This window comes from Psychrobacillus sp. 05T411 (assembly GCF_056396485.1).
The window spans coordinates 1-25,614 of record NZ_JBFTLO010000040.1 but is presented as its reverse complement, the minus strand read 5'-3'; the positions used below and the strand labels follow the sequence as shown (position 1 = coordinate 25,614).

General features: G+C 36.7%; 29 protein-coding genes. 16 read left to right on the top strand and 13 right to left on the bottom strand.

What is annotated here, in order from left to right; translation table 11 throughout:
* The 4 genes from AC1DFT_RS19255 to AC1DFT_RS19240 form a co-directional block, all read left to right on the top strand.
* Window positions 1-238, top strand: a 238-nt coding sequence (locus tag AC1DFT_RS19255) for a nuclear transport factor 2 family protein (RefSeq protein WP_478161022.1), incomplete at its 5' end; no start/stop codon positions are given.
* Between the two features lie 207 nt (window positions 239-445).
* A complete protein-coding gene (locus AC1DFT_RS19250) occupies window positions 446-808 on the top strand; it encodes a hypothetical protein (protein ID WP_478161020.1) in 363 nt (120 codons plus the stop codon).
* 168 nt (window positions 809-976) lie between these two features.
* Entirely contained in the window at window positions 977-1,186 is a 210-nt protein-coding gene (locus AC1DFT_RS19245; protein WP_478161026.1) for a hypothetical protein, read from the top strand.
* Window positions 1,187-1,705: 519 nt separating this feature from the next.
* Window positions 1,706-2,113: a GNAT family N-acetyltransferase gene (locus tag AC1DFT_RS19240; RefSeq protein WP_478161018.1), complete on the top strand. Its 408-nt coding sequence runs from the start codon at window positions 1,706-1,708 to the stop codon at window positions 2,111-2,113.
* 61 nt (window positions 2,114-2,174) lie between these two features.
* On the opposite strand, the gene AC1DFT_RS19235 is transcribed toward AC1DFT_RS19240, so the two are convergent.
* The 3 genes from AC1DFT_RS19235 to AC1DFT_RS19225 form a co-directional block, all read right to left on the bottom strand.
* Window positions 2,175-2,582 carry a site-specific integrase gene (locus AC1DFT_RS19235; RefSeq protein ID WP_478161024.1) on the bottom strand — a complete coding sequence of 136 codons (408 nt, stop codon included), beginning with the start codon at window positions 2,580-2,582 and terminating at the stop codon, window positions 2,175-2,177.
* A gap of 90 nt (window positions 2,583-2,672) precedes the next feature.
* A complete protein-coding gene (locus tag AC1DFT_RS19230; protein ID WP_478161016.1) occupies window positions 2,673-2,981 on the bottom strand; it encodes a hypothetical protein in 309 nt (102 codons plus the stop codon).
* Window positions 2,982-3,148: 167 nt separating this feature from the next.
* Complete coding sequence (locus AC1DFT_RS19225; RefSeq protein ID WP_478161014.1) at window positions 3,149-3,982, bottom strand: MurR/RpiR family transcriptional regulator; 834 nt, start codon at window positions 3,980-3,982, stop codon at window positions 3,149-3,151.
* A gap of 182 nt (window positions 3,983-4,164) precedes the next feature.
* On the opposite strand from AC1DFT_RS19225, the gene AC1DFT_RS19220 reads away from it, so the two are divergent.
* From AC1DFT_RS19220 to AC1DFT_RS19205, 4 genes are read left to right on the top strand one after another with little or no spacing between them, the layout of a single operon-like run.
* Window positions 4,165-5,043: a DUF8171 family membrane protein gene (locus AC1DFT_RS19220; RefSeq protein WP_478161012.1), complete on the top strand. Its 879-nt coding sequence runs from the start codon at window positions 4,165-4,167 to the stop codon at window positions 5,041-5,043.
* Window positions 5,033-6,787 (top strand): ABC transporter ATP-binding protein, encoded by a 1,755-nt coding sequence (locus AC1DFT_RS19215; protein WP_478161010.1) that lies wholly within the window; start codon window positions 5,033-5,035, stop codon window positions 6,785-6,787. The genes AC1DFT_RS19220 and AC1DFT_RS19215 overlap by 11 nt, the downstream gene beginning before the upstream one ends.
* On the top strand, window positions 6,762-7,586 hold the full coding sequence (locus AC1DFT_RS19210; RefSeq protein WP_478161008.1) for an energy-coupling factor transporter transmembrane component T family protein: 825 nt from the start codon (window positions 6,762-6,764) through the stop codon (window positions 7,584-7,586). Before AC1DFT_RS19215 ends, AC1DFT_RS19210 begins: the two co-directional genes overlap by 26 nt.
* Before the next feature lie 26 nt (window positions 7,587-7,612).
* Window positions 7,613-8,377 carry a PHP domain-containing protein gene (locus AC1DFT_RS19205; RefSeq protein WP_478161006.1) on the top strand — a complete coding sequence of 255 codons (765 nt, stop codon included), beginning with the start codon at window positions 7,613-7,615 and terminating at the stop codon, window positions 8,375-8,377.
* A 49-nt stretch (window positions 8,378-8,426) separates the two neighbouring features.
* Here the strand turns inward: AC1DFT_RS19205 and AC1DFT_RS19200 are convergent, their stop codons facing one another.
* Genes AC1DFT_RS19200 through AC1DFT_RS19190 form a run of 3 tightly spaced genes read right to left on the bottom strand, consistent with a single transcriptional unit; the run spans window position 8,427 to window position 10,909 of the window.
* Window positions 8,427-9,071: a TetR/AcrR family transcriptional regulator gene (locus AC1DFT_RS19200; protein WP_478161004.1), complete on the bottom strand. Its 645-nt coding sequence runs from the start codon at window positions 9,069-9,071 to the stop codon at window positions 8,427-8,429.
* Window positions 9,072-9,083: 12 nt separating this feature from the next.
* Complete coding sequence (locus tag AC1DFT_RS19195) at window positions 9,084-10,190, bottom strand: ABC transporter permease (RefSeq protein WP_478161002.1); 1,107 nt, start codon at window positions 10,188-10,190, stop codon at window positions 9,084-9,086.
* Entirely contained in the window at window positions 10,187-10,909 is a 723-nt protein-coding gene (locus tag AC1DFT_RS19190; protein ID WP_478161000.1) for an ABC transporter ATP-binding protein, read from the bottom strand. Before AC1DFT_RS19190 ends, AC1DFT_RS19195 begins: the two co-directional genes overlap by 4 nt.
* A 122-nt stretch (window positions 10,910-11,031) precedes the next feature.
* Here AC1DFT_RS19190 and AC1DFT_RS19185 point away from each other — a divergent pair, with 122 nt between their 5' ends.
* Complete coding sequence (locus tag AC1DFT_RS19185) at window positions 11,032-12,105, top strand: CapA family protein (protein ID WP_478160998.1); 1,074 nt, start codon at window positions 11,032-11,034, stop codon at window positions 12,103-12,105.
* Between the two features lie 162 nt (window positions 12,106-12,267).
* Window positions 12,268-12,873, top strand: coding sequence for a class I SAM-dependent methyltransferase (locus AC1DFT_RS19180; RefSeq protein WP_478160996.1), 606 nt, complete (start codon window positions 12,268-12,270; stop codon window positions 12,871-12,873).
* Between the two features lie 39 nt (window positions 12,874-12,912).
* Here the strand turns inward: AC1DFT_RS19180 and AC1DFT_RS19175 are convergent, their stop codons facing one another.
* From AC1DFT_RS19175 to AC1DFT_RS19150, 6 genes are all read right to left on the bottom strand, one after another.
* Window positions 12,913-13,389, bottom strand: coding sequence for an SRPBCC family protein (locus AC1DFT_RS19175; RefSeq protein WP_478160994.1), 477 nt, complete (start codon window positions 13,387-13,389; stop codon window positions 12,913-12,915).
* Window positions 13,390-13,411: 22 nt separating this feature from the next.
* Window positions 13,412-15,337, bottom strand: a complete 1,926-nt coding sequence (locus AC1DFT_RS19170; protein ID WP_478160992.1) for a GTP-binding protein — start codon at window positions 15,335-15,337, stop codon at window positions 13,412-13,414.
* Window positions 15,338-15,442: 105 nt separating this feature from the next.
* Complete coding sequence (locus tag AC1DFT_RS19165; protein ID WP_478160990.1) at window positions 15,443-16,333, bottom strand: metal ABC transporter permease; 891 nt, start codon at window positions 16,331-16,333, stop codon at window positions 15,443-15,445.
* The gene (locus AC1DFT_RS19160; RefSeq protein WP_478160988.1) at window positions 16,326-17,219 is read right to left on the bottom strand and encodes a metal ABC transporter permease; all 894 of its coding nucleotides are present in this window, start codon (window positions 17,217-17,219) and stop codon (window positions 16,326-16,328) included. Before AC1DFT_RS19160 ends, AC1DFT_RS19165 begins: the two co-directional genes overlap by 8 nt.
* 16 nt (window positions 17,220-17,235) lie before the next feature.
* On the bottom strand, window positions 17,236-17,985 hold the full coding sequence (locus tag AC1DFT_RS19155) for a metal ABC transporter ATP-binding protein (RefSeq protein ID WP_478160986.1): 750 nt from the start codon (window positions 17,983-17,985) through the stop codon (window positions 17,236-17,238).
* A 12-nt stretch (window positions 17,986-17,997) separates the two neighbouring features.
* The gene (locus tag AC1DFT_RS19150) at window positions 17,998-18,918 is read right to left on the bottom strand and encodes a metal ABC transporter solute-binding protein, Zn/Mn family (protein WP_478160984.1); all 921 of its coding nucleotides are present in this window, start codon (window positions 18,916-18,918) and stop codon (window positions 17,998-18,000) included.
* A gap of 247 nt (window positions 18,919-19,165) precedes the next feature.
* Here AC1DFT_RS19150 and AC1DFT_RS19145 point away from each other — a divergent pair, with 247 nt between their 5' ends.
* Together AC1DFT_RS19145 and AC1DFT_RS19140 are read left to right on the top strand one after the other, a co-directional pair.
* A complete protein-coding gene (locus AC1DFT_RS19145; RefSeq protein ID WP_478160982.1) occupies window positions 19,166-19,342 on the top strand; it encodes a hypothetical protein in 177 nt (58 codons plus the stop codon).
* 21 nt (window positions 19,343-19,363) lie between these two features.
* Window positions 19,364-20,107 carry a pirin family protein gene (locus AC1DFT_RS19140; RefSeq protein WP_478160980.1) on the top strand — a complete coding sequence of 248 codons (744 nt, stop codon included), beginning with the start codon at window positions 19,364-19,366 and terminating at the stop codon, window positions 20,105-20,107.
* Between the two features lie 57 nt (window positions 20,108-20,164).
* Here AC1DFT_RS19140 and AC1DFT_RS19135 read toward each other — a convergent pair whose 3' ends face one another.
* Window positions 20,165-20,569, bottom strand: a complete 405-nt coding sequence (locus tag AC1DFT_RS19135; protein WP_478160978.1) for a VOC family protein — start codon at window positions 20,567-20,569, stop codon at window positions 20,165-20,167.
* A gap of 318 nt (window positions 20,570-20,887) precedes the next feature.
* On the opposite strand from AC1DFT_RS19135, the gene AC1DFT_RS19130 reads away from it, so the two are divergent.
* The 4 genes from AC1DFT_RS19130 to AC1DFT_RS19115 all read left to right on the top strand — a co-directional run bounded on the left by AC1DFT_RS19130 (window position 20,888) and on the right by AC1DFT_RS19115 (window position 25,144).
* Window positions 20,888-21,688 carry a serine hydrolase gene (locus tag AC1DFT_RS19130; RefSeq protein ID WP_478160976.1) on the top strand — a complete coding sequence of 267 codons (801 nt, stop codon included), beginning with the start codon at window positions 20,888-20,890 and terminating at the stop codon, window positions 21,686-21,688.
* An 89-nt stretch (window positions 21,689-21,777) separates the two neighbouring features.
* Window positions 21,778-22,731 (top strand): TRM11 family SAM-dependent methyltransferase, encoded by a 954-nt coding sequence (locus AC1DFT_RS19125; RefSeq protein ID WP_478160974.1) that lies wholly within the window; start codon window positions 21,778-21,780, stop codon window positions 22,729-22,731.
* Between the two features lie 24 nt (window positions 22,732-22,755).
* Window positions 22,756-23,400, top strand: coding sequence for a LytTR family DNA-binding domain-containing protein (locus tag AC1DFT_RS19120; protein ID WP_478160972.1), 645 nt, complete (start codon window positions 22,756-22,758; stop codon window positions 23,398-23,400).
* Window positions 23,401-23,626: 226 nt separating this feature from the next.
* A complete protein-coding gene (locus tag AC1DFT_RS19115) occupies window positions 23,627-25,144 on the top strand; it encodes an acetyl-CoA hydrolase/transferase family protein (protein ID WP_478160970.1) in 1,518 nt (505 codons plus the stop codon).
* Window positions 25,145-25,614: the final 470 nt, after the last annotated feature.

The window sequence follows — 25,614 nt, the reverse complement described above, 5'->3', positions numbered from 1 at the left end:
TTTACTTAAAGTTGAATTTAATAACCTAGTAGTTGAAGAAAATTCATATCTCGCATTTGTACATTGTGCTGTAACGTTTGCTGCTCACCAAGAAGAATCTGGTGAGATACTTCGTCAAATGACAAATCGGTTCACATATGGTTTAAAAAAAGTGAATGAATCTTGGGTCATATCTCATGAACATTCATCATTGCCTATAAATATGGAGACTGGTAAGGGAATTTTTAACTTGAAGTAAAAAATAAAATATTTTGATTGGAGATAAAGGGATTGATGCTGCAATTCCTTTATTCTTATTAAGCTAACGGGTGCTTTACTTCAAGAAGGGGTAAAGCCTTTTTTCTTATTGAACTAAAGGGACAGGTTAGTTTAAGAGTATTGTTTAACTTGTGTTCATCAATAGGGCCAGATTGTATATAAAATTATTTTCAGAGAGGAAATAAAGATGAAATGGACAACAAAAACTGAGACGTGGGTTACTATTATACTTTTTGTTGCTTTATCTATAGCTGTTTTTTATATTAGTTTTTTCGTCGTGCAAAATAGTTTAAACGTATCGCTATTTGGGTTGTTTTTTGTATTGTTTATGGGGGTGCTAGTCATAATTCTGGATTTCCAAATTGAATCGAAAAATTATGGTTTATGGGTACGGATGTTTACAAGCTTGTTTTTTACGAATGTAATGACTTTTGTAATTATTATTCTTATCTTTTCTGGTAGTGTATCTAACTATCTTGCCTTTTCTATATCGTTTACGCTAATGCAATGCCTAATTACATTTATTAAATCCAAGCTAGATTCAAAGTAAAACACATTGATTTTATTGAGAATTTGAATGTTTTTCATTTCCATAATCGAGCGAGATTGTTTAATTAGCGTCTCTTTTCTTCTTCAACTAACGGGTGCTTTAGTTCATAAGGATCATTCGGCGGCTTAGACAGTAGGGGTAGCGGTAAACACATTTGCGAGAGAACCCATTGAAACAGCACAATCACCTGACTCTAAAATCACCATAAACTTTTACACATTAAACGGTGGAGCAACTACTTCTATTAGTGTAACAGGAATTGTAAATGGTCCCCTTTGGTTTAAAGAGATTTTTCCAGTTCATCATCGGTTCACTGTGGAAAATAAGTACAGATGCAATATTATCACGATAATTTTTTTGATTAACGGGTGCGTTTAGTTGATGAGTGTTGTTTAAACTTTGTGTTTAACAATCGGGACAGATTGTAGTAAAAAGGCAAATAAGTAATAAGGGAATCGGTATCATTATTTTGGAGGTGAAGTTAATCTATGGAAACACTCTTTTTCTTTATTGGTTTTTATTTGATGCCGATATTAGCTATTATTTTTTGTCTCAACCTTGTAGAAATAATAAAAAAAGTAAAGAATGACCAACCTACTACTAATAATACATTCTGGATGACAACATCTTTTGTATTAATTGTATGGACCATTGCTATTCTTGTTATTGCCAGTTCTTAGTAGAATATTCTTGAAACTTAACTATCGGGTGCTATTTTTGAATAAGCGTCACTTTTCTTCTTGAACTAACGGGTCCTTTAGCAGAACAAGATTGTCAATAGACAGCCTTTACTCTTATTCAACTAAAGACGCAGTTTAGTTGAATAAGCAATGAAAAAAAGTTATATATTTTTTGTCGGTGTAGAATTATAATATACAAAAATCAGGAGGTAATTATATGGTGAAATATATAAATTATACGACAGAACCCCCTATTAACTTTGACCAATTACTAACCCTATATGAATCTTTAGGATGGAATTCACTTAAATTAACAAGTAATGATTTGGAACGAATGTGCAATCAAAGTTGGTACGCCATTTACGCATCTGATGAAGAACAATTAGTGGGTATGGGACGTGTTATTTCAGATGGTGTAATTACTGGAGTTGTTTGTGGATTATGTGTTCTACCAAGCTATCAGTCCGAAGGAATCGGCAAAGAAATGGTTAATCGAATAATTCACCATTGTGAGCAAAATCGGGTAATTCCTCAACTAATGTGTGTGGAAAGTTTGGAACCATATTATGAAACCTTTGGGTTCAAGAAATTTACCATTGGCATGTCCAAAAATATAAATAGATAGATTTAATTTGATGTTTAACTAACGGGTGCTTTACTTCAAGAAGGACGGAGTAAAGTCTTTTTTATATTGAACTAAAGGTGCAGGTTAGTGAAGGAAGGTTATTGGATAATATTTTTATCCTTAAATAAGCAACTGGGGGAATAATAAGTATCACAGAGATATTGAAACCAAAACCATGGTATTTTTCGGTTAAATACTTGGGTATCCGCTTCCCTACCTTAGGTTCTTTAATTTTGGATGTTGGATTCTTACTTAGGTATCCTTCTTCATGAGACCAACGAAAAAATGATTTCATAAAGCGAATACGATGTGCAAGACTGGCTGGTTTTAAATGTTTGCCGGAAGTAGCGAGATATTCCTTCAGTTGATTTGTATCCAGTAATTCCATCTCTACGTCATTAAAATAACCAACTAGTAGCAAATACTGTAACTGGTATGCCTTTAACGTTTGTGGTGAAAAAACCTCTATTTGTTTATCAGCTTCAAACGAAGGTCATGCTTTTGACAGTAACAATTCCGTTACCCCTAAAATAGTAATATTAAAGGGATTATTGCCAACTTAATAGAATAATAGACTTGAGGAGATGGACCTGTTAGCAAGAATCTTTAAGAGGAGCATTTCTCCTAGTTTTCTTCTTTTTTTGGTAAAAAAGTATATGACATAAAAATAGATAGCATTTATCGAATAGAGCAGCATTAAAGCTCCTGAAATTGCATCTTCAGGAGCTTCCTTTCTGTATTGGAAAGCGTCTCTTCCCTCATTATCCAAAAAGGTCTTAACCTTATTTTTATAGTTGAAGGAGGGTGAAGGACAGACAAACGCCATAAGATTACCGAAAAAAGAGAGGTTGGTCGTGACGTCAGTCACGACTAACCTCTCTCAAAATTATACGGTAATGATTATAGCAACAAGTCTGTTTGAAGCCCTCCGAAAACGATGAAAACAGGTTTTGACCTTAAATAATTAAAGACACTGGGGCTTTTTTGCACTTGAGATATTAGTTAGAATCCAAATATTCCTTCACCGCTTTTATATTATCTTGGTAATATATCTTTGTATTTCCTTCTCAATTCATTTAATTCCTCTAGCTTCGCAATGGAATGTTCTTTTTTGTGCATCCCTACCGCTATTATTAAATTCTCTATAAGAAAAGTTGKAGCAACCATCGAATGAAATTCCCATAGTTCTCCTCTACTTGCATACAAAACGATATCTGCACTTGTATTAAAATCTGAAATGAGCCTATCGGTTATGACAATAGATTTGCATCCGATCGCTTTTGAATGATCTAGAATAACTTTTGTCTCTGGATGTAATTGTACAAAGCCAAATATTAAAACAGTGTCATTTTCAGTCATATGTACCATAGATTCAAAGATCTCATGCCCACCCTTTGGTAGTAAATGGACAGATAGACCGAATCGAGATAGTCTGAAATTTATTAACTGTGCAAGCCCTTCTGACGGACCAGGACTAAAAATGTAAATGTTTTCACAACTACTGCATGCATCGACTGCTTGTTGAAAGTTCTCCGAAGAAAAGTAAAGAAGTGTTTCTTGTAAATGCTGCAAGCTCTGCGCAAGCATTTTATTTTGCATTTCATTTGATTCCACTTTTTGCATAATATTTTCAAGCTTATTTGCTGGAGAGATTTCACTATGTTCTTTTAAGTTATTTTTAAAGTCTTTGAAGTTTTCATAGCCAACAGTCTTCCAAAAACGAGAAACGGTAGCATTGCTTAGGTTTAGCTGTTCTGCAATTTCTGTTTCAGTTGTATAGAGCATTGCATGGATATTTTTTTGAACATAATCGGCAATTGTTTTTTGGTGGGGGGTTAATTCTTCTAGATTCCAATCTAATTGGTACATCATATCCTCTCCTTACACTTACATTTTCTTTCTTGATATGAATTGTATCACATTTATTTTACTGATGAAAAATATTTTTCATTAGATAATTAGTGAAAATATATTTACATTCATTTCATGTTGTCTTAACATTCCGTTAACAACCGATTGATACTATATGAAGTGAAAAGGAGGAGTTAACAATGACAAAAAAGAGTGCCTATCAATTAACACAATCGCAAAAAATGATGATCTTTATTTTATCGATGTCGCTTTATGGTCTTTCGAATATGTTTACAGAACTAATTCCCTCAGTGCAACTTGGTGTTATTGAATTATCAGTGGAATATTTTGCATTCATCCCACTAACATTATGTATTTTGTTCCATCCACTATATGCAGCAATTGGAGCAGCATTAGGTGAAATTATTTTTGGAGAACTAATGCTTGGCCAGTTCGGTGGAATTGGAGAAATAGAAAAATTCATTACATTTTCTTTAGGAATGTATATTGCGGGAATTTTAGTAAGAAATCCATTGAATCGCTTGCAGGTTGGTATTGCAGTCATGTCAGGGTTAATCGTCCACCATTTACTTGGAACTATAGTAGATATGGGGAAAGTTTGGGTAGGAATAGAAGAATTGGAGGCAGTAGAAGGTCTAGCGCAAAGCGTGCTTATTGTAGAAGGAGTTGCGTTTTTTAATGACTTACTTTTTTCGGGAATTTTATTTGCCTTACTTCCAACACTTTATCTAGTACCTAGACTTTATGGGAAAATTGAGCCTTTACTTGGTATGAAACCAAGGGACAATAAAGTTCAATATTCATGGAACGAACTAATTACGCCGAGATTGGTTGTAGTCGGGGTTGTATTAGCTGCTATAGCGGTTGTAACAGAATTTATGTCCGAATCTGATATTAATATTGGTGTTTGGGAGCCGGATTTCTTAGAAACATTCGGTGATTCGTTCATATGGATTGTTATTGGAGTTGCAGCTATCATTGCCATATTCACCGTAGGGATTATGGTAAACAAGTCCAAAAACAAGAAAAATATAAGGGATGTTAGTAATGTCGGTTAAACCTATTATCGAGTTGAAAGATGTTACATTTACCTACCCAGGATCGGAAACATCGGTATTGAAAAATGTAAACTTAACAATTGATCCAGGCGAGTTTACAGCTATTATTGGTGGAAATGGATCAGGGAAATCTACTTTATGTAAAACATTTAATGGGCTAATTCCTCAATTTTACGTTGGTGATTTTGAAGGAGAAGTAATCGTGAATGATTTAACTGCGGCAGATCATTCGGTATCTGAGCTTTCGCAAAATATTGGATATGTATACCAAGACTTTGAAAATCAACTATTACGACCAACTGTCATAGATGACGTTTGTTTTGTACCATTAAATTACGGTTTGCAAGATTATAAAGAACGAGGGGAGTGGGCCCTTGAAGTGACGGGGCTTTCTTCACTTCGTAAAGAGTTCATATGGCAGTTAAGTGGCGGACAAAAGCATCTCTTAGCATTAGCAGGGACACTTGCAATGCAGCCTAAAGTTTTAATAATAGATGAACCGATTGCCCAACTTGATCCAAATCACGCGAAAAAAATCTATGACATATTAAGAGATTTAAATTTCAAATACAATATGACGATTATTGTCATCGAACATCATACAGAGTTTATAGCAAACTATTGCAATCAGGTTATCTTAATGGATAAAGGAAGCTTGCGATGGAAAAAGCCGGTTCAGGAAGCGTTATCGCAAGTAGAAGAATTAATGGAACGGCAAATTTATCCACCGCAAGTTACACAAGCGGCCCATTCATTGAAAAGTGGTGAAGAAACGGATATTTTTCCGATTATTCTTGATGAGGCAGTAACACATTTTTCAGTTTCTAATAGGAATATTCCGCATGCAGCAACTCCAAGTAATTCATTACCGGAAACCTGTATAGACCWTCTAAGTGAACCGCTTATTGAGTTTAAAGAAGTGTCTCACTCCTACAGAACGCTTAAAAGAACGACAAAACAAGTGTTATCCAATATTAATATTACTTTTCAAACGGGGGATCTCGTTGCGTTAGTAGGAAATAATGGAGCAGGGAAATCTTCACTGATCAAACTAATTACTGGGATCATGAAACCAAGTAAAGGCGAGGTGTTTGTGAAAAGTAGATCTACTCGAAAACTGACGCCAGAGAAACTCAGTGAAGTTGTAGCTTATGTATATCAAAATCCAGAGGAAATGTTTATCAATGACTCTGTGCGAAAAGATATTGAGTACTTTTTAAAAGTAAGGAAAGTCCCAAACTATGAAGAAATGGTAAATCGATTACTAGAGGATTTTTCCCTTACTGAAATCCAAGACCGAGATGGTCGACTTCTAAGTGGTGGACAACAACGTAGAGCATCCCTAGCAATTGGAGCGGCGATGAATCCGGAGATTATATTACTAGATGAACCAACTGCTAATTTAGATATCGCAACAAAAAAACAAATGGTTTTCATGCTTTCTCAGTTAAGAAAACATGTCAAAACGGTTATCATTGCAACGCATGATATGCAGCTTGTTTCAGAGTGGTCTAATCGGGTAATCGTTATGAATCAAGGGATAATTATTCGAGATGCCGATCGAAGAGGCGTATTTGAAGATGAGGCATTATTAGTGCAAGCGGGGCTTGAAAGTCCTCAAATTTTACAATTAAGTAAAGCGTTAAATATGCATGTATTATGCTATACCGTAGAAGAATTTACGGAGTACTGGTTAAGGAGTAAGGAGCGAGTGAATCTTGGATTATGCAAGGAGTATGCGTGAGAAACTGTCTGTTGAATATGTAAAAGAAGAATTATTAAAAACGGCGTATGGAAATGGCGATACCTTACTAGCAAAACTAGATCCACGCACACTTATTGGATGGTATTTGTTTTTCGGTGTTGTTCCTTGGTTTCTTCACAATAAAACCATTTTAACGGGTCTTCTGGTGTTTACTATATGCACAACAATAGTAGCTCGAACAAGTCCACTTATTTTAATCATTTTATGTACAGGTTTGTTAAGTGAAATTGGTTTTTTGTTTATTGTTTCTTTATTTTTTGGTGGGGGATTGGAGTCTGTTACCCCAATGTTTTGGCTAACGGTCAAACTAGCCATTATTTCATTAGCGAGTATTTCCGTGTTTTCCAGTATTGATCCTGAAAAGTTTAGTGATGGTCTACTTAGTTTAGGCATGCCAGCGCAAGTATCTTTTAGTATTGCCTTTGGGTATCGTATTTTACCAACGTTAATGGAGGAATTTCATCAAATTTTCTTATCGTATCGATTACGCGGAAAAGCTCCAACTTCCAAAGGTTTATTTTATTGGAGATCTATCTATTATTTTATGAAAATACTTATTATGTCCTTTTATCCACTTATATTGAATGGTGCAAAGAGATCTAGGACAACAGTAGAAGCACTTGAAACAAAAGGATTTAGTTACTCAGCTTCCAACCCAAATGTGAAAAAACTAAAACTTGCATATATGTCTTTTACGAATAGAGATTATTTCTTTACAGTAGGCTCCATTGTCTATGTTTTATTCGTATTTTGGATAGGATCCATTTATCATTTTTAACTTTATGAACAAGGAGAGAGCCTAACATGAAAATAGATTTTCACACGCACGGAAAGTTATCAAAAAAAGTGGAGTTTTCACTTGAATATTTTATCGATATGGTAAATGCAGCAAAGGAAAATGGATTAGATGGTTTTGCTCTTACAGAACACTTTAATACACACCGATTTACGGATGTGTACGATACACTAGATAAAGAATTTCCATATGTCGAGCAGTATTATGTAGTAAATGGGGTAAAAGTTTTCCCAGGAATGGAAGTGGATATTAACGAGACTGGTCATATTTTAATGATTGGTAGTAGAGAAGATATTCGTGGACTTCGTGCTAAATTGGATGCTTATACGGAAAAGGATCATTTTATACCATTTGCAGAACTATTAGAAGAAGCGTCAGCATTCAATTTATTGAAAATTGGGGCCCATCCTTACCGTGAGACTACGCCGCTACATCAAATCGATCATCATTTATTAAAACAATTAGATGCTTTCGATTTAAATGGGAAGGATTTATTTGAACAAGGCATCGATGAAAACTCTAAAAAAGTATTTCCATTTGCAAAAGAATTAGGTTTACCTGTAGTTGGTGGTAGTGACACACATCAAAGTTTGCAATTTGGAAGTGTCGTGAATATTTTAGAATCACCATGTAGCAATGTGAGCGAAATAAAAAAATTGATCACCACAGGATGTCATAAAATCGAAATTTCACAAGATCTTCCTGCTAAAGTTGAAGCGGCGCAAAAGATGAAAGCTGCATTAAAAGAAGAGATAGAAAAAATAGCGCAATAAAAAAAACACATGATAACAGACAAGTAATGACTGGAATCATGTGTTCTTCCTATTTCTTCCCAAGTCCATGCATAATGAATTGTACCGTACGCTCTGTTTCCAGTTCATCGTCCCATTCACTGTCTGGGAAGAAAATATAGCGAGAAATTAAAAAGCCAAATATACTTGAAATAGCAAGCCTAGCAGCGCTTAATGTCGGTATTTCGATCAGTTGCCCTTTATCTTGATACCCTTTAATGACCTGCAAAATTCGTTCAAAAGTTTTCTTAGCAACATGTTCTATAAACTGTTCTCTTAACTCAGGTTGGAATGGTATTTCCTGTATAACAATTTTAATAACGGGAAGCATCTTTTTAATAATGTCACTTCGATTTTTGATCGCGGCTCTTAAAAAGTCTTCTACGTTTTCATAGGGACGATCCAGTACTTTATGAAAATCGTTTACAATGAATGGACCAACTAGCTTTGTCATCAGGGGGGCAACTATGGAAACAAGAAGCTCTTTTTTCGTTTTATAATGCCTAAAAATCGTTCCCTCGGCTACACCCGCTTTTTTCGCAATTTCACTAGTAGAAGTTGCAGCATAGCCTTTTTCGGAAAATGATTCTATAGCGGCAACGATTATCTTTTTTTGCTTCTCGGTTAACTTTTCTTCTTCAAATAACTGCTGTAATAATACTTCATCTTCGGACATTGTTTACTCCCCTCAAATTTTGCGATATTTCTTTAATGCAACTATGTTTAACAAAACGAATACAAAGGCAAATCCTAATAATACAAAGAGTTCATTTATAATGTCATTTAGTCCAAACCCTTTATACATAACGTCTACTAACGCATTACCACCATAGTACATAGGCATCAGTTTCGCAATAATTTGCATCCATTCCGGCATTCCTTCAAACGGCAAAATTCCTGCGAAAAAGACTTGGGGAACAATTGCAATTGGTATAAACTGCATCATTTGAAATTCTGAATTCGTAAATGCGGACAATAAAATACCAAGTAATAATGCAACAAGCGCTAGTGATAAATTAATAAAAATCACATTCCAAAGAGATCCGACTAGCGTAATATCTAATACTTTCGTAGCGTAAAAAACCACGATAATTGTCTGAATGACGGCAAATAAACCATAGCCAATTAAATAGCCAAATACAATATCCCTTCTCTGAATAGGTGTTGCCATCAATCGGTCAAGCGTCCCAGTCGTTCGTTCTCGCAACAATCCTATACCAGAAATGAGGAAGACGAAAAAGAAAACAAAGAAACCAACTAGAATAGGACTTAGCTGATCAAAGAAAGTCGTCTCACTACCTCCATAAATATAGGAAGTAGTAATATTAGACGTTTTTTCTTCATTTATATTTATTGGTGCATTTGGAAGTTGACGACCGATATCTTCCATGAGCTTGGATAAATTAGCAGATTGTTCTTTTACATTTTCGGTAGAAATAGCTTGCATCACTTTAGTTTGTAACATTTTTGCTTTTGAAGGATCGTCATTTGTAATAGTTAAATCTATTTGGTCTCCCTCTAGCTGAAGTAGAGCATCTAAGTTTTCATCTTTTATAAGTTCGTTTGGGTTTTTGAGTTGATCATATTGGATGATTTCTATTTCTTTTTCTTCAAGCCCATTTATTAGACTTTCTCCCACACCAGTTACGCCCAGTTTCGGAATAGTCGTCTCCGTAGAAAGTAAAAAATGCAGCAATGTTAAGATGACTAATGGTGCTATCATCATTAAAGCGAGTGTACGTTTGTCTCGTACCATTTGGAGGCAAACTCGTTTAACTAAAGCAAGTGTCATCATCTTTTTGCACCTCCTGCTTTTAAAAATACTTCTTCTAAGCTATTTATTTGGTAGTGGGTTTTCAATTCTAATGGTGAACCACTAGAAATTATTTCTCCATCTCTAACCATGGCCAGTTGATCGCATTTCTCTGCTTCGTCCATTACATGTGTTGTGATTAAAATTGTTTTCCCTTCCTCTTTTAATCGGTTTATTTCCTCCCAAATAGACTTTCTCAGTTCGGGATCAATGCCAACAGTTGGCTCGTCAAGTATAAGTATTTGAGGATCATGAATTAATGCAATAGCTAAAGATAGTCTTCGCTTCATACCACCTGAATAGTTCTGAACTTTTTTAGAAAGATGAGGGGTTAGTTCTACTAAATCGGCAGCATAAGCAATTCGCTCTTTTTGCATTTCTTTGTTCAATTTATAGAGAGAAGCAAAAAAAGCAAGATTTTCTTTCCCGGTCAAATCATTGTAGAGAGCATCCGCCTGTGCCATGTAACCGATATGTTGTAACAAACCCAAATTAGGTACTTGCGTCTTTAAAACATGCACATGGCCTTCAGAGGGTTGATCCATTCCTACAATGATTTTCACTAAAGTAGTTTTACCTGAACCAGAAGGGCCGATTAAGCCAAAAATTTGTCCAGCATCTACATTAATATTAATGTTATTTAAAACGTTTTTTTTCCCAAAGCTTTTACTTACTTGTGCTAATACAATAGTTGAAGTCATCTATAAAACCTCCTATTCATAAAAGTGAGTGATTACTCACTTTTATTATATGCTAAACATTTAATAGGTCAATAGCAGTTTGGAAAAATAAAAGTTACAATGAAAGGGAGGGAGATGCTTCTATGAAAACATTAATTTCACTACTTGTTATACTAATCGGGGTTTTGTTTTATTTTAATCTGCAAATAAAACAACCGTTTCCTGAAAAGTTCCACGGGAAACAATTTTCGACATTTCATATCGATTATCGAGAAGATACGATAAAAGTCGGGATGATTGGTGATATTTTGTTACATCTTCCATTGTATAATTATAAAAGTTTTTTACCTTCTTTTGAGCCAGTCAGAGAAGAGCTGGAATCATTAGATATTTTAATAGCCAATCAAGAATCTATCCCTGCAGGTAGCGAATTTGGTTTATCAGGATATCCGGATTTTTCTAGTCCTGCTCATATTGTTAGGGATTTAAAAGAAGTGGGAGTAGATTTAATATCGATGGCAAATAACCATACACTCGATCAAGAAGAGGCGGGGGTACTGGCAACGATCAATCATATGAAAAGTTATGATATGCCCTATGTTGGTGCTTATGAATCATTGGAGGATTTACAAACAGATCGTATCTTTCAAGTGGATAATATTAGCTTTGGGTTTCTCAGTTATACTTACGGGACAAATGGTCATGAAACACCGAGTGGAAAAGATTATTTGGTTAACCGTATCGATGAAGAGCGAATCTTAAAGGATATTGGCGCTTTAAAGCAAAAAGTAGATTTTGTTGTAGTAAGCATGCATTGGGGGACCGAGTACGAACTGGAACCAAATGGGGAGCAAAAAGATCTTGCTAAAATAATGGCAGATGCAGGAGCAAGTATTATTTTCGGTCATCATCCGCATGTCATTCAACCATATGAGCTGGTCACGACAAGTAGTGGTAACAGAGCGCATGTGTTTTATTCACTTGGAAACTTCTTCTCTGCGCAAAAAACAGAGAATACGAACATTGGTGGGATTGCAAAAATAGAAGTGTTGAGGAAAACTATTAATGGCAAGCAAGTACTAAGTATAGAAAATCCAAGATTTGTATCCACTGCAGTTGTACAAGGGGAGCCTTTTACGGTGCATCCGCTAGTACAAGTAGAGAACCAAATAGGCAGGACGGATAAGTCGGTGCAGCAACATGTATTTGGTGAATGACTTGGGGATAATGTGTCGTACGGAATCCGCTGTGATTTTCACTGCAGTCGAACGCTCACCCCACGGAAAGCGTCCGCCCTGCAACGAAAATCCCTGCGGACACTTATTTTTCAGCCCACTACGACGCACTATTCCTATATTTTGAACTAGGAGGGACTAACCATGAGAGAACAAGATCATGATCGTTTATTACGTATAAAAACAGAAGGAATACGTGAATGGCAACATCAATCGGCGCACTACAATCGCTACGAAGCGACCCCTTATATGGCACTGGAGGCGCTCTTTGATGAGTATGTATGTACCACTTCTGATAAGTTTGTAGATTTCGGTTGCGGTAAAGGTCGTTTCCCATTTTACGTTCATCACCATCTTCATGTAGCTGCGACAGGAGTGGAGATGAATGGACAGCTTTATCAGGAGGCTTTAGTTAACTTAACCAAGTATTTGGAGCGAGCAAAGAATTCAAGGGGATCTATTCGATTTGAGCATATTTTTGCCGAAGGGTATGATATTGAACCGGATGATAATCGCTTTTATTTCTTTAATCCGTTTTCCATACAAATATTTCAAAAGGTTATCGACAATATTCTTTTATCTGTTGAAGACAATCCGCGTCCGGTCGATGTGATCCTTTATTATCCGACAATGGAGTACAATCGGTTTATGGAAGTGAATACTGCATTTGAGTTATTAAAGGAAGTAAGGGTGCCAGGGTTGTACGAACAAAATACGAATGAACGGTTTATGATTTACCGGTATGAATGATAAAAGCACCTCTCGGGATGAAAGGTGCTTGATAAAAAACTATTTTACAAGATTGTCTAGTAGTTCTTCGTATTTTACATACCAAGCTTTCCACTCATCTTTTCTTTCTAGTGTTCTACCTTCTAAAATAGCTTCAATTACATCAAGGCATACATGCCATCCTGCAAGATCTTTTATTGTTTGCTCAGTAAAGGAAGAAATCGTTTCGATAAAGGTTAATTGACAACCACCGGAAACAGGGGATAATTCAAATCGGGCAATATCTTTGCCCCATTCAAAAGCCAAAACTTTTAAAGGTTCATAATCTACAATTTGCATATCAATGAAAGTCCCGTCTTGCATATCAAACTTTATAAGCCCACCTTGACGTAGATCAACGACTTGGAGTTCTGTGAACCATTGTTGCAATTTGTCGTTTTCCGTTAACATACTCCAAACTTCATCTACTGAATGCTGGAGATTTCGTTCGTAGCGAGCGGTATAAATATCGTTTTCTTTTTGAATCGTTGCGATCATATGATTTCCTCCTAGGTTTGAATTATAAACAATGCATTGCTTCCTCTGCTTCATCCCATGGAACTTTATAACCTTTTCCTCTAGCACAGAAAATAGAAGTGGATGAGTATTCAGGATCTGCTTCTTTATTGTAGCCAATTTTTTCAATTACTTCATCTTTATTGTGACAACGATCATATCCTCCAAATAGTAGGCTGAGCGTTCCTTTTCCGTGCGTGAAGGAAGCAAATGTTGTACTGTAATTCATGAATGTTGCTACAGGTACTCTCCCTTTTACAATTACTTTGTCACCAATGTTTTCAGGGGATTCAAAAGTTCCGTGAGCTTGTTGAATATCCGAAAGAACTCTACCGATCAGGTCCATGTCTACTTTGATTTTAAAATTGTAATATGGCTCAAGTAAAACATTGTCCGCTTTTTCTAAACCTTGGCGCAAAGCTCGGTATGTTGCTTCTCTAAAGTCTCCACCATGCGTATGTTCGTTATGCCCACGACCTGTAAGCAATGTAATCTTCACATCTGTCAATGAAGAACCCGTAAGAATTCCGTGGTGTAAACGTTCCAATAAATGATGCAGCACTAGGTTTTGGTTACCGATAGATAAATCATTTACATGACAAACGTTGTCTAAGTAAATTCCACTATCACGTTCTGCAGGCTCGATTAAAAGATGTACTTCCGCATAATGTCTTAAGGGCTCGAAATGGCCATAGCCTTTTACAGTTGTGTCGATTGTTTCTTTATAAAGAATTTTCGGTTCACCAAACGAAACGGAGAAGTGAAAACGTTCTTGGACAATTTGTTCCAGTACTTCTAGCTGAATAACACCCATCACATGTACATGTATTTCCTGGAAATGCTCATCCCAGTAGACTCGTAAAGAGGGGTCTTCTGCATCTAGTAGTTTAAAGCAACGCAACACTTCTTTGACGTGAATAGAAGCGTCAAAAATTACTTTCGATTTTAAAGTTGGAATCATATCAAAGGTCGTCTTGTCATTTATGGCACCAATTCCATCCCCAATGGAAACATTTGATAGCCCAGTTACTGCAACTAATTCCCCCGCGACTGCTTGTTCAACTGTTTTGAATTTATTTCCGCTGTATACTCGAAGCTGCGTAATTTTTTCTGCTAATTCTCCGTAATGCACTTCATCTCGTACTTTTAGCTTGCCGCTTAATAATTTGAGGAATGTCACTCTGTTTCCACTTTGGTCATGACGAATTTTGTATACTTGTGCAGAAAATTTTTCTTCTGGTTCATAAAAGGACTCTGTTAATAAATCAAGTTTATCTAAAAAATGGATTATTCCAATGTCTTTTAATGCAGAGCCGCTTGCACAAGCAAAGATTTTACTTTCTTGAATCATGCGCTTACAAGTTTGAATCCATAAATCCTCGTCATAACCAGTGTCCATGTACTTTTCGAGTAGAATTTCATCGCGTTCTGCTAAAAATTCGGCAAACTCTTCGTTGAAAGCGTTTGTTAAATCGCACACGTCATCGGATAAATTAGCACGAATTTCTTCTAACACTTTCGCTGCATCGGTTCCTTCATAATCTGTTTTATTGATAAAGAAAAAAGTGGGTATCTGATGTTTTCGTAGCAATTGCCATACTGTTTCTGTATGTCCTTCTACACCATCTACGGCACTAATAATAAGGATTGCGAAGTCCATCACTTGGATAGCACGTTCCATTTCTGGTGAAAAATCGACGTGACCAGGAGTATCGATGACATAATAAGTGGAATCGTTATACGAGAAAATTCCTTGGTCCGCAAAAATCGTAATTCCTCTATTTTTTTCGATCGAATGACTGTCGAGGAAAGAGTCTTGATGGTCGACACGCCCTCTTTGTCGAATAGTGTTTGTATGATAAAGTAGCTGCTCTGAAAAAGTTGTTTTTCCAGCATCTACATGAGCAAGTATTCCGATTGTTTTATACATGAAGTCACCTCTGTTCCTTTGTAGTGAATGACTTTATTATAACAAAGCTTTCTGCACAAAAGAAAAGCCACAGTGTATTTCAAATACACTGTGGCTTATTAGGCATTAGGATTCGGCATGAACGTTTGTATCTTTTAATTTCATACGTTTGAACATTTTCCATGTCCATCCGTCATGTGGCTGAAATAAAAACACAAGCATAAATAGTACACCTATCATTGCTGCCATCATTCCAGCAATAGAAGTATTCCATAGTTTTGCTAAATAGTATCCTGTGACTGCTGCAGTAACGCCGAATGTCATACTCCAAACAATCATTCCTGAGACACTCTTACTCATAAGGTAAGCGGTAGCAGCAGGTCCAATGAGCATGGCAACAACAAGAACTGCACCTACACTATCAAAAGCTGCAACTGTTGTTAAAGAAACGAGTGTCATATAAGAATAGTGCATAGCTACTATTGGTACCCCGATAGATAGCGCAAAAACTGGATCGAATGTAGAGAGCTTGATCTCTTTGTAAAATAAAACTAAAAACAATACATTCAATAAAAGAACAAACAATAGCATCCAAACTGCCTTAGGCATGGAGAAACCGAGAATATCCCATGTATCCCATGGAACAAACGCAATTTCACCCATCAGCACATGCTCCACGTCTAAATGGACGTTTCCTGCAAATAAAGTGATAAACAAAACACCTAGTGCAAATAAAGAAGTGAACACAACCCCAATAGCAGCATCTTCTTGTAAGCCACCTGTTTGGAGCAATTGCACAAGAAATGTAGTAAGTAATCCAGCGATTGCAGCGCCAACAAGCATCCAAAATCCACTTAACGATTGAGTGATCATAAATGCCACAACAATTCCAAATAACACAGTGTGACTAATAGCGTCTGCTATCATAGCTGTTTTGCGTAGGATTAAAAATACACCAGTTAATCCACAAGTAATACCAACTAATGATCCAGTTAAGAGCACCCAGAATTCATTCATGGTTTGTCGCTTCCTTTACTACGTTTTTTTGCTTAAATGCTTTTTTCTTTAGCGATTTAGAGAGGAATCCTCTTGTCGGTGCGAAAAAATAGGATATTAAAAAGAGACTAGCAGCACACAGTACTATAATTGGCCCTGTGGACAGTCCCGTACGAAAAGAGCTTATTAAGGTGCCTAATGCCCCTGAAAGAGCTCCAAAGAAAGCACTCGTAACAAGAATAATTCCAAGGTGATTAGACCAAAATCTAGCAGCAGCTGCAGGTATAATGAGCATAGCCGCCATTAATATAACGCCAACTGCCTGTATTCCAGTGACAATCGTTAGCACAGTAAGAGCTGTCAATAACACGCGTAATCGCTCGACTGGTAATCCGATACCTTTTGCAAATACCGGATCAAAAATCATTAGCTTCCATTCTTTAAAAAATAGCAAACACATTAATATGATTAATAAGGCGCTACTCGATAGCCAAACTAAATCGCTTTTTGCCATAGTAGCAGCTTTTCCAAATATAAAATCATTCAAACCGCTTTGATTTCCTGTACCACTTTGATTGACAATGGTAAGGAGAACGATTCCAATACCAAAAAATACGGATAAAACAAACCCAATTGCTGCGTCTGCTTTTAGCTTAGAGTTCCCGACAATCCATTGAATCATATATACTGCAAGAGCAGAAGTAATGGCAGCGCCTAACATAAGTATGGGTAAATCCTTTTGTTGAAAAACTAAATACGCAATTGCAATTCCTGGGAGAGCGGCATGTGCAGCCGCATCTCCTACTAGACTTTGTTTTTGAAGAAAGGCGAAGGTTCCGTTTAAACCGGCTGCTACTCCTAGCAAAATAGCTCCTATAAGAACCCAAAGCAAATTTCCAGTTAACATGATCTTTTCACCTCTCTTAGTTGAACGTTTTGTTCGATTTTGTCTGATCCATAAAAAATAATTTCCCACCATATGCTTCTTGTAGATTGTCTTCTGTAAATGTTTGTTCTGTTGGACCTGACGCTGTGATTGTTTGATTCAACAAAATCATCCAATCAAAGTAGTCAGATGCAGTTTGTAAATCGTGATGGACAACAAAAACAGATTTACCTTTTGCTTTTAAATCTTTTAAAATAGCAATAATTGTACGCTCTGTTGCAGCGTCCACACCAACAAATGGTTCATCCATAAAATAGACTTCCGCTTCTTGCGCTAGTGCACGAGCCAAAAATACACGCTGCTGTTGCCCTCCTGATAATTGACCAATTGATCGATCAGCAAAAGCTTCCATTCCAACGTTTTTTAGACAATCCATTGCAATTTGTTTATCTTTTGCTGAAGGTTTTTTAATCATACCTATATGTCCATATCGTCCCATTAGGACAACATCTAATGCATTTGTAGGAAAATCCCAATCGATTGCATTTCGCTGTGGAACGTAGCCGACTGTATGATCTTTTGGGTTAAGTGGGCGTTCTAAAATATGAACAGCCCCAGTTTTGTTTGGTAATTGGTTAAGTATTGCTTTGATTAATGTAGATTTCCCGGCTCCATTAGGACCGATAATTCCTGTTAAGTGACCTACCGGAATAGTTAAGTTCACATTTTGTAATACGATTTTTTCTTCATAAGCAACCGACAAATTTTTTACTTGTAATGCGTCCATATTGCTTCCCTCCTATTTAAGTGAATCGGCAATTGTGTTGACGTTGTGTTTGTACATTCCGATATAAGTGCCTTCCTCTGTCCCTTCAGCACCCATTGCATCCGAGTAAAGTTGCCCTCCAATTTGGATTGAATGACCTTTTTCTTTAGCACCTTCTATAACAGCTTTCATCGCTTTGTCAGAAACACTAGATTCGATGAAAACAGCTTTTATGTTGTTCTCCACGAGAAAATCGACAATATTTTGAATATCTTTTAAACCATACTCAGAGTCTGTACTTAAACCTTGTAACCCACGCACTTCCATTCCATGACTATGACCAAAATAGTTAAATGCATCATGAGCTGTTACAAGAATTCGTTGTTTTTCTGGTATTTCACTAATACGTTTATCGGTCCAAACGGATAAATCGGATAATTGTTTAAAATATGCTTCCTCGTTTTTAGTAAATGCTTCTTTATTGTCCGGAAACTCTTCAGAAAGTGTTTTAGTTATTTCGTGTGAAGCTAATTTCCAAACGTCTATGTCAAACCAAATATGAGGATCAAACAGGTCTGGATGTAATTCATTACTCAATATTTGATCTTTTGAAACCGCTTCTCCAATCGCGATAACTGTTTTCTCTTTCTTCATTTTTTCGAAAATCTCGCTCATTTTTCCTTCCAGTTCTAATCCGTTGTAAAAAATGATGTCTCCTTTTTCTAATGTTTGTAAGTCCCCTTGTGTCGCCTTATAAAGATGAGGGTCTACACCAGGCCCCATTAATGATTTTACTTCCACATGATCCCCTGCAATTTCTTTCACAGCATCAGCAATTTGTCCGGTTGTCGTGATGACTAATGGCTTCTCATTTTTCTCTGAGCCGTTTTCGTTATTGCTACTACATCCGACTAATAAAACAGCAGTAAAAAATAAAAATAAAATTCTTTTCAATGTAAACACTCCTTTTCCTGACCTCCACTTTATTTCCTCGGGGAAACTTTTAGGGTAAAAAAAACCACCTTTTTTTCGTGTGTGCCATTAAATTTCCTGGAGGAAACATTTATACGTAAGGATAACATTTCGTTTTTATTTTGTCAAAGTAATGTATGTAAATTTTTTAATAAAGGTGATTATAAGAAAAAACTTTTCTAAGTGTTATACTTGAAAGACAAATTGAATAATAAGGAGTCGACGATACATGCAATATTCGAAATCTAAGATGGAGCAGCTAGTAAAACATAGTGCAGATCTTTCCAAACGTTTGAAAGAAGTAATGAAAGAGCACGACCTAGAAAAAAGTTTTGCTTTAAAAGCTTTGTATCACTCGGAAGTAAAAGACGGTGGGAAATACCAGAAGGATTATCAAGACTTATAATTCGTAAAGGGGAAGAGACAAGTGATTCAAGTTCTTCGAGCAGGAAATCATGATCAACCTTTTAGGGGACCATTCACGATTACTCGAATCCAACCAAGCGATATTTTGGAAGAGGACATAGACGATTCTGCATTTGGAACGCTGAGCAATATTGATCATGCGGTGATGAAAAAAGGGTTAACGATAAAAATGCATGAACATGTGAATGATGAAATCTTCAGTTATGTGTGGAAGGGTACTTCGTATCATAAGGATTCAGCGGGTTTGGAAGCGGAAATTTCACCGGGTAAACTGATGATGATGAACGCAGGCGTAAGCTTTTGGCATGAAGAAAAGGTAAAAGAGGAATACGTGGAAATGCTTCAAATATTTTTCCGTCCACGTGAAGCAAACCTTCCACCAACTATCCAGTTTCATGATAAACCTACAAATAACCGCGATTGGTATGAAATGGTGGGTCCTGAGGGTTCAGGTGCACCACTGATTGTTCGCCAAAATGCTTACGTTTTAGATGCTCATCCTAGAGCAGGGGATATGCTTCCAGTTCCTTCCTATGAAGGCAAGAAACCTTTTTTGTATGTATTAAGTGGTTCCATTCAAATTGGAGATTATATTGTCAATAAACAGGAAGCTGTGACGGATTTAGTAGCAGAACTTCCTTCCTTCACAGCAAATGAAGATACAACGGTCGTCTTGTTTGCAGTAGATATGGATGCACCAGCTTCTAAAAGTGGAACCATTAGTGGAATGGGAAAAAGCAAATAATTTATAAACTAAAAAGCTTACCGTTCAATTAATTGACTCGGTACGCTTTTTTAAAAATCATATTTCTTTAAACTTTGGGCTTAATTCACTCCATACATCAAATTTATTGCCATCTAAGTCATAGAAAACAAAGTTCTTTCCTGCATGTCCTCTGTCTTCGATTTCTCCAACTTTTATTTGTTTATCCATAAACTCACGATGTATAGCTTTTAGAGAGTTTAATCCGTCGACTTCAAATGTTATAGAGAAATGCTCATGATCATAGATATCGTAGAAGTTAGAGCTTTGATTTGCTTTAGATTTAACAAGAAAAATACTTTGGTTAGCAAAGTTTAGAATTGCTTTGTCTTCATCTGTATAACTTAACTCGGCACCTAATTTGTTTACATACCATTTAGAAGAATTCTCTACATTAGTTACGGGTATATATGTAGTACCTATTCTTAATAATTTGTTGTTCATCTATTTTCCTCCTTTAAATAATCCATTAATAGTTCTATTCTTCGTTTAAGACGTCTTTCCTTTATTTTATGAATCTAAATAAATTTAAAAGCCTCACTCGAAGTTGAGTGAGGCCCCTATCTGACTAGCTGTAAGGTCAAATATATATGAGAAAAACGAAGGGAGATCTCTTCAGATGATTAATCTGTTTCTCTTTATATATTTACCACCAACGAAATAGATGAAACTAKAAATATTTACCGTAAATTTTGGCAACCAATCCTTCATAGAATATGATATTAGTGGATAATCACTAATTAATGTTAAGGGGGATAATAGGTGAAAATACTATCAAGTAGAATTCTCGATATAATTGGCCAGTCAAGGGGGGCATGGGGAATTGTTATAGAAGATTTGGATTTAGGTGAAAAGTGGGTATGGAATGAGGATGAACTTTTTTACGCAGCTAGTGTCATAAAAGTCCCTATTATGGCAGCGGTCTTCTCGGCTGTCGAAAGTGAAAAACTAGCATTAACAGATCAAATCATTCTAAAGGAAGAGGACTTTGTAGGAGGTTCAGGCGTTCTTCAACATTTAACTCCAGGAACGTCACTTTCTATTTACGACATCGTGATGCTAATGATTATTCAAAGTGATAACACAGCAACCAATATATTAATAGATCAAGTAGGGGTAGAGCATATCGTACAGACGATGAAAGAAGTGGGTATGGAAAAGAGTACCTTTTACAATAAATTAATGATGAACAACCCTAATCCAAAAGGTTTCAATCAAATTACGGCTAATGATATTGCAAAACTTTTAAAGCTGATGGCTAGCGATGAGTTGGTTAGCCTAGTTGCAAGTGAGCAGATGATCCCTATTATGAAAAAGCAACAAATAAAGGACTGCTTACCAGAAAGATTACCTTCTCCATATTCCAATTTCAACGATGGAATGACTCCTTGGGAGCTAGCACATAAAACAGGTTGGATTCCAGGAACTCGTCATGATGTAGGCATTTTTTATGTTGGCGAACGGAAACTAATGGCAACTGTTTTATCGAAGAATGAAGATGATCTAGTGTCCAAACAAATGCTAGCCGAAATTGGAGCAGAAATATATAACTATTTACAGTGAAGTGTAATAAACGAATGGAAAACCGATTCCTTCCAAAAGAGGAATCGGTTTTCGCGTGTTATAATAGAGGTATTATTGGAGGGAATACATTGACGAATTTTAGCCGACGACCGGCATTCATTTATACATTTGCATATAACGATGCAGAACGCTCCCTATGTCATTTAGAGATGCGCTCTTTTTTTGGAGTAGATATAGATGCCAAAATCATAAAAAGCGATGTGGAGATAGATCCTAGTAGAAGCCCATTTATCAAAGGAAGGGTGGAAGTTTTAGCAGAGGGAGATACTGTGGAAGGGATTGTCGCACAGGCGCCTGCTTTTGGTAATGAAGAAAAGACAAACAAAGTAATATTTTTAAAAATTAATGATCGCCAAGGAAAAGATAAAATTGAAAATGCGGAACGTCTCCAAATAGAACGAGCAATTGGCAGTGAAATGCAAGGGGATTTCGACTTACATAACCCGGATGAACTATTTGCAGTCGTTCCATACGGCGGTCGCTGGTACTTTGGATTGTATACGAAAAGTGAACCTATTTGGTTTAATCATATGAAAAAACCAAGAGAGTATTCCACTGCACTTAGCACGAGAGTGGCTCGCGCGGTAGCGAATATCGCAGTACCACGTCCTGAAGGAATTCGAGCAATCGATCCTTGCTGTGGAATTGGGACAGTGCTTGTCGAAGCTTTATCTATGGGCATAGACATAGTCGGTCGAGACATTAATCCACTTGTTTGCGTTGGATCTAGAGAGAATATTGCTTACTTCGGTTTAACAGGGGATGTTCAAAAAAGTGCTATTGAAGACATCACTGAAGACTACGATGTGGCAATCATTGATTTACCTTATAATTTATATACGCATGCATCATGGGAAGAACAATTTACAATATTGAAACACGCTAGAAGAATAGCGAAAAAGGTCATTATTGTCACAATTGAATCGATGGATGAGCGACTAGAATCAGTAGGCTTTCAAATAATCGATCGTTGTATTACAAAAAAACAACAGTTTTCTCGTGAAATAGTCGTTTGCGTGTAATTTAGAGCGAAAGGAGAGCACAGGATGAAGGATCTATCCATTGTTGGACTTTTAGACGTAATAGGCGAATTATTTTCAGATGAAATATCCATTGCGATAACCGATAAAGAAAACTATATCTATTATCGACCGAGTAAACGAATAGATTTGAAAATAACTCCTGGTGATCCAGTTGTAGAAGGCACGCTTGCTCATAAAGCAATGAGCGGTAAGCAAAAAGTTTCTGAGTTTATCGATCGCGAATTGTTTGGAGTTCCATATCATGGTATGGCAGTACCATTTCAAGATAAAGGCCAACTGGAAGGTTGTGTATTAGCCATTTATCCAGCATTTACAGATGGAAAGTCTGTGATAACGATTAAAACACAGGATGGATGGATTCCTATTCCTTTTTCTGATGTAATCTATTTAGAAGCGAAAGATCGAAAGACACATATTGTGACGAAGACCTTCTCTGGAACACATACGAGCTCACTACAAGATTTTGAATATCGACTTCCTAGAGAAGCCTTCATACGCTGTCATCGTTCTTTTATCGTAAATGTTCATCATATAAAAGAAATTTATCCAGACACACATTCCACATTTCTACTGGCGATGGAAAATGGCGAAAAAGTATCAGTTAGTCAGTCATACTCCAGTTATTTTCGAAAGTTATTAGGATTTTAACCGAAAAATGTTTGAATAAGGGGAAAACCTCCCCTTTATTCAAGCGTTTTTTTATGTGATTGCTATATCAAAATAACAGTTTGAAAACAATATCGATAAAATTTTCTGGTTTAACCTTTAAATTTTCTGGTTTAATCATTTAAAACGTGTCTTCACCTATTTTCTCCTAAATTGTGACAATAAGAGTTAAAATTATGTAAATTCATTATACGAGGGGGACGAAACGATGGAAAAGAATCTTGAACGTATAAAAGACAGTAATTTACATGATCTTGTTGTGGAAGCGGAATATGCTGCATCATGGATTAAAGATGGCATGACTTTAGGATTAAGTGGGTTTACACGTGCAGGTGACGCGAAAGCGATTCCATTTGCATTAGTAGAGCGAGCTAAGAAGGAGAAATTTAAAGTAAATGTTTTCACGGGAGCATCTTTAGGCTCTGGTTTAGATAAATTACTATCAGAAGCTGGTATTATCAATAAACGATTGCCTTTCCAAGCAGATGCCTCCATGCGCAAAAATATTAATGCCGGCAATCATTTATTTGTCGACCAACATTTATCGCATACAGCAGAAATGATCCGTAATGGAGTTTTACCCCAAATTGACTTCGCTATAGTAGAAGCGGTTTCGATTACGGCGGATGGTATGATTATTCCTACTACATCTATTGGTAATAACTTAGCTTTTGTAACGCACGCCAAAAATATTATTGTAGAAATTAACCTAGACCAATCGGAACAATTAGAAGGATTGCATGACTTATATGAACCAGCCGAACAAGGACAAAGACTTCCGATTCCATTAACGAAAGCAGATGATCGAATCGGTACAGTTGGTATGCCTGTTGATACAGATAAAATTAGAGGAATTGTGTTTACTCAATATACAGATTCACCGTCACCGATTGTTCCACCAGATCACGAAACGAAAGAAATGGCACAGCATTTAATCTCTTTCTTACGTGAAGAGGTAAAGGCAGGAAGACTTACAAATAATCTAGCTCCATTACAAGCAGGTATTGGTTCGGTTGCTAATGCGGTATTACATGGACTGATTGATTCCGAATTTGAAGATTTACAAGTGTACTCGGAAGTGCTTCAAGACTCTGTGTTTGAATTAATCGATGCAGGAAAAGTTAATTTTGCATCCGCTTGCTCGATCACACTTTCAGAAGAGATGATGAAACAAGTTTACGGTAACTTGGAAAAGTATCGAGATAAATTAGTATTACGTCCACAAGAAATTACGAATCATCCGGAAATTATTCGCCGACTCGGGTTAATCTCTATTAACACGGCGCTTGAGTTTGATATATATGGCAACGTCAACTCTACCCATGTTTCTGGAACGAAAATGATGAATGGTATTGGCGGTTCAGGGGACTTCGCTCGTAATGCAAAAATTGCCATTTTCGTTACAAAGTCCATTGCTAAAGGTGGAAATATTTCTAGTATTGTACCTTTCGTAGCCCATGTTGACCATACAGAGCATGATGTAGATGTAGTTGTGACAGAACAGGGGTATGCGGATCTTCGTGGTTTAGCTCCAAGAGAACGTGCAGAACTAATTATGAACAATTGCGTACATCCAATGTACAAAGCTCAATTACGTAATTACTACGAGGAAGCTTTAACAAGAGGTGGACAAACGCCGCATGTACTTGAAAAAGCATTCTCGTTCCATACGAATTTAGCGGAAACTGGGACAATGCTTGTTGAAGAAGTAAAATCATACGTATAATACAAAACCCGATCTCACTTAAGATGAGATCGGGTTTTGCACGTAATATTGGGAAACTGCGTGGTAGTGAGGCGAATAAAGTGTCCGCTGTGATTTTCGCTACAGTCGTACGCTTTCCGCCGGGTGAGCGATGAGCCATCCCCGCCGCTTTGGCGTACGTTGGGATGTCTCATTTGCCCACTCATCCGGCAGGAGTCGCCGCCAACAGCGAAAATCAGTGAAAATTGCCCAATTATCCATACCATCCCATTAAAAAACAAAATTTCAACCAGTTTTTCCATTGCATGCATCMAGTAAATGGCTTAGGGCAACCAATCAATCACTGGGAGCAACCAGTTCTATATGGAAAGCAACTAAATCAGCACGAGAGCAACCAAATTACTCGTGAAAGCAACCAATTCTCAAAATGGCTCTTTACTTGATGTGAGACAACTATAATTCCGACCTATTATAGGAATTATATGTCTTAA